The 7,295-nt window shown below is 69.9% G+C and carries 6 protein-coding genes; 2 read left to right on the forward strand and 4 right to left on the reverse strand.

The annotated features are described in order from the left end of the window. The 4 genes from AC1D01_RS14705 to AC1D01_RS14720 form a co-directional block, all read right to left on the reverse strand. On the reverse strand, window positions 1–1,345 hold a 1,345-nt coding region (locus AC1D01_RS14705; protein WP_477867416.1), incomplete at its 3' end, for an immunoglobulin-like domain-containing protein. A 143-nt stretch (window positions 1,346–1,488) separates the two neighbouring features. After that, entirely contained in the window at window positions 1,489–2,937 is a 1,449-nt protein-coding gene (locus tag AC1D01_RS14710) for an HlyD family type I secretion periplasmic adaptor subunit (RefSeq protein WP_477867418.1), read from the reverse strand. Further along, the gene (locus AC1D01_RS14715; protein ID WP_477867420.1) at window positions 2,937–5,183 is read right to left on the reverse strand and encodes a type I secretion system permease/ATPase; all 2,247 of its coding nucleotides are present in this window, start codon (window positions 5,181–5,183) and stop codon (window positions 2,937–2,939) included. The genes AC1D01_RS14710 and AC1D01_RS14715 overlap by 1 nt, the downstream gene beginning before the upstream one ends. 60 nt (window positions 5,184–5,243) lie before the next feature. Beyond that, entirely contained in the window at window positions 5,244–5,789 is a 546-nt protein-coding gene (locus AC1D01_RS14720) for an NUDIX hydrolase (RefSeq protein WP_477867422.1), read from the reverse strand. 81 nt (window positions 5,790–5,870) lie between these two features. Here AC1D01_RS14720 and AC1D01_RS14725 point away from each other — a divergent pair, with 81 nt between their 5' ends. After that, complete coding sequence (locus AC1D01_RS14725; protein ID WP_477867424.1) at window positions 5,871–6,578, forward strand: fumarylacetoacetate hydrolase family protein; 708 nt, start codon at window positions 5,871–5,873, stop codon at window positions 6,576–6,578. A gap of 28 nt (window positions 6,579–6,606) precedes the next feature. Continuing rightward, window positions 6,607–7,245 (forward strand): maleylacetoacetate isomerase, encoded by a 639-nt coding sequence (gene maiA / locus AC1D01_RS14730; protein ID WP_477867426.1) that lies wholly within the window; start codon window positions 6,607–6,609, stop codon window positions 7,243–7,245. The last annotated feature ends 50 nt before the right edge of the window (window positions 7,246–7,295 follow it).

Genomic DNA, 7,295 nt, shown 5'->3' on the forward strand with positions numbered 1-7,295 from the left:
GCGCATGGGCGTCGTCGGCGCGCACCGGCACCGGGGCGCTGCTGCCGCTGGTCTGGCCGACCGGGATGGTGATGGTGCTGCCGTTGCTCAGCGCGATCACCAGCGGGCTGCCGGCGACCGGGTTGTTCAGCGTCGCGGTGTAGGTGAGGCTGCCGCCTTCGGTCACCGTGGCCGCCGACGCGGTCAGGGTGATGGCGGTGCCTTCGGGCGCCACGGTGACCGGCACGCTGACCGGCGCCGAGGTGCCGCCTTCGTTGTCGGTGACGGTGAAGCCGATGTCGGTCGAGCCGTGGTAGTTCGGGTCGGGGCGGAACACCAGGTTGGCCGCGTCTGCTGCCGAGATCGGCGTGCCGGCGCTGACCGGGGTCGTGCCGTCGGGCAGGTACAGCGTGCCGTGCTGGGGCAGCGTGGTGACGGTGACGCTGGTCACGCTGCCGTCGATGTCGCTGCCGCCCAGGTGGACGGCGATCGGCGTGTCTTCGAGGCCCGAACCGGCCGGCACGCTGGTGGCGACCGGCAGGTCGTTGACCGGCGTGACCGAGATCGCGACGCTGGCCGGCGCCGAGACGGCGCCGCTGTTGTCGGTGACCGTGAAGCTGACGCCGGCACTGCCGTTGAAATCGGCGGAGGGCTTGAACAGCAGGCCGGCGGCATCGGCGGCGCTCAGGGTCTGGCCGGCGGTGACGACGGTGACGCCGTCGGCCAGCAGCAAGCTGGCGCCGGCCGGGATCGAGACGATCGTGACCGAGACCACGCTGCCGTCGGCATCGCTGCCGCGCAGCGGCAGCGGCAGCGTGCTGTCTTCGAGGCCGCTGGCGATGCCGCCATTCGCCAGCGGTGCGGTGTTCTGCGGAGCCGGCGGCGGGCCGGCCGGGGTGGGGGCSGGGGTGGTGGCCGGGGTGGTGGCAACACCGTCGCCGGTCGGCGTGGTGGCCACGATCGGGGTGGTCGCGGGCGCGGGCGCGACGGTCTCGGTGAGTTCCAGGGAGGCGGGCGTGATGGCCTCGGCGATGCGGTCGACGCGCAGGCCGGGGGTCAGGCCGCCACCGCCACCGCCGGCCAGGCCGGCCGCCGGGGCCGTCAGCGCATCGGGCTGGTTCAACTCGGCGATCACGCGATCGATGTCGGTGTCGGCCGCGGCGGGAATCTTCGGCGCCGTGGCCATCATCGGCGCGTCGAGGTCGTCCAGCCGCACGATGCCGTCCTGCGTCGTCAGGATCAGGTCGCCCTTGTTCACCACGTCGCCGATCTGCAGCGCACGGACATGGCCGTCCGGCGTGCGGATCAGGGCTGCACCCCAAAGCGCGGAAACCTTGCCGTGTTGGGTTTGGACGATGGTGGGCATGGGATTTCCTCGGACGCAAGACTGGCCAGAACTTACCAGTCAGGATATCCAGAAACCCAGCGCTTATGTACGAATCTACGGGGCCGTTTCGTGACCTGGGTCACCGAATACAGCCCTTCGTGAGCCAATAAGGAAGCTTGCGATCAACGCTCGCGCAGTGCGTTGGACTGGACCTTCAGCACCGGCTTCAGCACGTAGGCCAGCACGGTCTTCCGGCCGGTCAGCACGTTGACCTCGGCCGTCATGCCCGGGATGATGGGCATCTTTTCGCTGAAGTTCGCGCGCGTCGTGCGCACCCGCACCAGGTAGAACGCGTTGCCGCGCTCGTCGGTGATGGTGTCGGGGCTGATGTTCTCGACCTGCGCCTCGAGCCCGCCGTAGATCGAGAAGTCGTAGGCGGTGAACTTGACCGTCGCCGGCTGGCCGGGGCGGATGAAGGCGATGTCCTTCGGCGCCATGCGCGCCTCGAGCACCAGGTTGTCGTCGAGCGGCACGATCTCGACGATGTCCTTGCCCGGCTGCAGGACGCCGCCGACGGTGTTGGCCAGCAGCCGCTGCACCCGCCCGCGCACCGGCGACTTGACCTGCGACTTGGTGACCTTGTCGGTCAGCGCGACCGCGCCCTCGTTCAGCGCGTTCAGCTTGCCGGCCACCTCGGCCAGCTCCTTGCGCGCCTCGTTGCGAAAGCCGATCTCGGTCTCCTGGCTCTTGCGCTGCGCCTCGCCGATGGCCGCCTGCACGCGCGCGATCTGCGCGCTGGCCTGCTCCGAATCGCCGCGCGAGCGCGCCACCTCGCGTTCGAGCCGCAGGATGTCGACCTCCGACACCGCGCCGCTGGCCAGCAGCGRCCGCGTCTTCCCGAGCTCCTGCTGGCCGAACTCGAGCCCGCGGTCGGCCGCCGCCTTGCGGGCGCGCATCTCGGTCAGCTCCTGCTGGCGCTGCTGCAGCTGCTGGTGGTTGATCGACAGCAGCGTCTCCAGCTCGGAGCGCTTGGCTTCGTACAGCTGGCGCTCGCCGAGCAGGATGCGCTGTTCGTCCGGGTCTGCCGAGGTGGGCGGCGTGAAGACCGAGCCGTCGGCCAGCGCCTGCAGCCGCGCCTGGCGGGCCTTCAGCGCGAGGCCGGTGGCGGCGCTCTCGCGCACGCCCGAGGTGGCGCGCGTCTCGTCGATCTTCAGCAGCAGCTGGCCGGCCTCGACGACCTGGCCTTCGCGCACCAGGATCTCGGAGACGACGCCGCCGTCCAGCGACTGCACCACCTGCAGCTGGCGCGACGGGATCACCTTGCCGTCGCCCTTGGTCACCTCGTCGACGTGGGCGAGCGCCGCCCAGGTGACCAGCAGCACGACGATCAGCAGCGCCGCGCGCACGATCGACTGCGCCTGGTGGGTGCCGCTGCGAGACATCACCTGGTCGGCCTCGGCCTCGAAGCTGCGGAATCCGGCATCGCCGGCGTTGTCGGGCGTGACGACCGGGCCGAGCAGGCGCCGCGTGATCGGATCCAGCAGCAGGCGGATGCGCTCCAGCACCCACATCACGGCCAGGCCGAGCTTGATCAGGATGCGGTTCGTGCCGCCTTCGTGTCGCGTGCCCATCAGGCGGCCCTCGCGATGCGACCGCTCTGCAGCGCTTCCATGATGCGGTCGCGCGGCCCGTCGGCGACGATCTTGCCGCCGTCGATCACGATCACGCGCGTCACCATCGCGAGCAGCGAGGTGCGGTGCGTCACCAGCACCACCGTCTTGTTCTGCGCGAAGTTGCCGATGTTGTGCGTGATCTGCGCCTCGGTGGAGAAATCCATCGCGCTGGTCGGCTCGTCGAGCAGCAGGATCGGCGCGTTGTGCAGCACCGCGCGCGCCAGGCCGATGCCCTGGCGCTGCCCGCCCGACAGCGATTCGCCGCGCTCGCCCACCGTCATGTCGAAGCCGCGCGGATGCCGGTCGATGAAGCTGCTCATGCCGGCCAGCTCGGCCGCCGCGACGATCGCCGAATCATCGGCATACGGCAGCCCGAAGGTGATGTTGTCGCGCAGGCTGCCGTAGAACAGCGTCACGTCCTGCGACACGTAGCCCAGGTTGCGGCGCACGTCGGCCGGGTCGAGCTGGCGCAGGTCGATGCCGTCGAGCAGCACCGCGCCGTCGAGCGGCTGGTACAGGCCCATGATCAGCCGCTCGATCGTCGATTTGCCGGAGCCCACGCGCCCGATCAGCGCGACCCGCTCGCCGGCCTGGATCTTGAAGCTGATGCCGTCCAGCGCCGCATCCTGCCGGCCTGGGTAGGCGAACTTGACGTTGCGGAACTCGATGTCGCCGCGCAGCTGCGGGCGTTGCACGAAGTTCTCGCCAGGCGGGCGCTCGACCGGCTTCTCCATGATCTTGTCGAGCGACTCCATCGCGGTGCGCGCACCCTGGTACTGCATCAGCAGCCCGACGATCTGCCCGGCCGGCTGCAGCGCGCGCGACGCGAGCATCGACGAGGCCACCAGCGCCCCCATCGTCAGCTCGCGCTGGCTGATCRGGTACACGCCGACGATCACGATCGCGACCGTCACGCCCTGCGACAGCCAGTTGGTGCCGTAGTTGGCCGTGGCCGACAACGCCCGCATGCGCACGTTGGTCACCGCGAGGAAGGCGTTCGCGCGCTCCCACTTGGCCTGCACGACGCTCTCGGCGCCCAGCGACTTGATGGTCTCGATGCCGGTCAGGCTCTCGATCAGCGTCGCGTTGCGCTGCGCCGCGGCCTGGTAGGTGGTCTGCGACAGCTCGTGCAGCCGGTGCTGCAGCACGTAGCCGATCACCAGGATCAGCAGGAAGGCCGTGACCACCGGCACCGCGAGCCACGGCGAGATCCAGGCCAGCACGACCACGAACAGCAGCGCGAACGGCAGGTCGATCAGCGCGGTGACGGTGCCCGACGCGATGAAGTCGCGCACCTGCTCGAAGCCGCGCAGGTTCGACGCGAACGAGCCGACCGACTCCGGCCGGTTCTCCAGCCGCATGCCCAGCACCTTCTCCATCAGCGTGGCCGAGATCTGCACGTCGATGCGCGCGCTCGCCTCGTCGACGAAGTGGCTGCGCAGCAGCCGCATGAACAGGTCGCCGCACATGATCAGCACCACGCCGATCGACAGCGCCCACAGCGTCTCGACCGCGTTGTTCGGCACCACGCGGTCGTAGACGTTCATCGAGAACAGCGGGAACACCAGCGCGAACACGTTGACCAGCAGCGCCGCCCACAGCACGTCGCGGTAGACGATGCGCTGCTCGAGCACCGCGCCCCAGAACCAGTGGCGCTGGCGCACCGCGCGCACCTCGGGCGTGCGCGCGTCGAAGCGGAAATGCGGGCGCACGAACAGCACCACGCCGGTGTAGCGCCGTTGCAGGTCGGCGAGCGGCAGCACGATCGAGCCCTGGCCGGTCTCCGGCAGCAGCACGCGGGCCACCGGGCCCTCCTTGCCGCCGTTCTCGAAGCGCAGCAGCACGCAGGCCTGGTTGTCCTTCAGGATCAGGATGGCCGGCAGCGCGGCGGCGTCGATGCGCTGCAGCGCCAGGCGCTGCAGCTTGGTCGCCATGCCGGCGCGCGCCGCGGCCCGCTCGGTGAGCTCGATGGTCAGCTTGCCCTTGCCGCTGTCACCCAGCGGCAGCCCGGCCGACAGCGAGGCGCGCGACGCGGCCTGGCCGTTCAGGCGGCAGATCTCGACCAGGCAGTCGAGCAGCGGATCGGGGTGGATCAGGTCTTCGCGCATCCGCAGCGGCGCCGCCTCCGCCGGCCGGTGGGCGGCGGGCGCCTGGGCTGTCGGTTGGGCGGCAGCGGCGGGGGGCAGGGGACGGGGATCGGTCATCGGTGTCGCGGTATCGGGAAGTCAGACGTCGACCTATTCGAACGGCGACAGGGTGCGCCGTCAATCGATATCGGCCATATGAAAGCCGAATTGACCCCGGCGCCGATCGTCGAAGAACCGCCTCAGGGTTTCCCGCACCGTCGGGAACGCGAGCTCGTCCCACGGCACCTCGTCCTCGCGGAACAGGCGGGCCTCGATGGTCTCGGGGCCGGGCGCGAAATCGGTGTCGAGCAGCCGTGCGCGGTAGAAGAAGTGGACCTGCCCGACGCGCACCACGTTGAGCAGCGTGAACAAGGCCTGCATCTCGATGCGGGCGCCGGCCTCCTCGTCGGTCTCGCGCAGCGCCCCTTCGGCCGTCGTCTCGCCGAGTTCCATGAAGCCGGCCGGCAGTGTCCAGAAACCGTGGCGCGGCTCGATGTTGCGGCGGCACAGCAGCACCTGGTCGTGCCACACCGGCAGCGTGCCGACGACGTTCAGCGGGTTCTCGTAGTGGATGGCGCCGCAGCCGGCGCAGGTCGCGCGCTCGCGGTTGTCATCGGGCGGGATGCTGTAGCTGACCGGGGACCCGCAGGTCTTGCAATGCTTGAAGCTTCGGGCCTTGAACATTGCAGGGAGTTTAGCCGTGAGTTTTCAGCCCTCGTGGCATCATCCCGCCATCCCCCACTGACTCTCTTCGGAGTGCCTTCCATGAGCCACGTCGTGCCGGTTCCGGCCACCCCTTCCGTGCCCGTCGTCGGCGCGCAACCCGGTGACACCTTCCCGGTGCGCCGCATCTACTGCGTCGGCCGCAACTACGTCGACCATGCGATCGAGATGGGCCACAGCGGCCGCGAGGCGCCGTTCTTCTTCCTGAAGCCGGCCGACGCGGTGCTGCCGGTGGCCGAGGGCACGACCGGGCAGATGCACTACCCGAGCGCCACGAAGGACCTGCACCACGAGGTCGAGCTGGTCGTCGCGATCGGCAAGGGCGGGCGCAACATCCCGGCGGCCGAGGCGCTCGACCATGTGTACGGCTATGCCGTCGGGCTCGACATGACGCGCCGCGACCTGCAGGGCGAGGCCAAGAAGCAGGGCCGCCCGTGGTGCAGCGGCAAGGGCTTCGACGAATCGGCGCCGATCGGCCCGGTGCGGCCGGCCTCGCAATGCCAGGTGGGCGCCGACACGCGCATCGAGCTGAAGGTCAACGGCGCGCTGCGCCAGCACAGCGTGATCGGCAAGCTGATCTGGAACATCCCCGAAATCATCGAGCAGCTGTCCGGGCTGTGGGAGCTGGCCCCCGGCGACCTGATCTTCACCGGCACGCCCGAGGGCGTGGCCGCGGTCGTCACCGGCGACACGCTGAGCGCGAAGGTCGACGGCGTCGGCAGCCTGCAAGTGCAGCTGGTGGCCCGCTGATGGCGGTCCTGTGACAGGCGTGCACGGCATGCAGCTCTACAGCTACTTCCGGTCATCGGCCTCGTTCCGCGTGCGCGTCGCGCTCGCGCTGAAGGGGCTGGCCTACGACTACGTGCCGGTGCACCTGGTCAAGAACGAGCAGACGCAGCCGGCCTTCGCGGCGCTGTCGCCCGGGCGGCTGGTGCCGGTGCTGAAGGACGAAAACGCGTTGCTGTCGCAATCGCTCGCGATCATCGAGTACCTCGACGAGACCCACCCGCAGCCGCCGCTGCTGCCCGCCGATCCGCTCGGCCGGGCCCGCGTGCGCGCGCTCGCGCTGGACGTCGCCTGCGAGATCCACCCGCTGAACAACCTGCGCGTGCTGCGCTACCTGCTGCACGACCTGGGCGTCAGCGAGGACGACAAGAACCGCTGGTACCGCCACTGGTGCGAGACCGGGCTCGAGACGGTGGAGCGCCAGCTCGAGGGGCAACCTGAGACCGGCCGCTTCTGCCACGGCGACAAGCCGACGCTGGCCGACATCACGCTGGTGCCGCAGATCTTCAATGCGCAGCGCCTGAACTGYCGGCTCGACCACGTGCCGACGGTGATGCGCATCTTCGAGGAATGCATGCGRCTCGATGCGTTCAGCCGCTCGCAGCCTTCGGCCTGCCCGGACGCGACGTGATGGGCACGACGGCGTTGCAGGACGCGCTGTACCCTGACTGGGCGCTGGCC

The sequence above is a fragment of the Rhizobacter sp. P3_B12 genome, from assembly GCF_056402895.1.

What these genes read in the sequence shown, in the direction of transcription:
- AC1D01_RS14720 (WP_477867422.1), bottom strand. Translation starts at nt 5,789, where the DNA reads ATGTTCAAGGCCCGAAGCTTCAAGCATTGCAAGACCTGCGGGTCCCCG.
- AC1D01_RS14725 (WP_477867424.1), top strand. Translation starts at nt 5,871, where the DNA reads ATGAGCCACGTCGTGCCGGTTCCGGCCACCCCTTCCGTGCCCGTCGTC.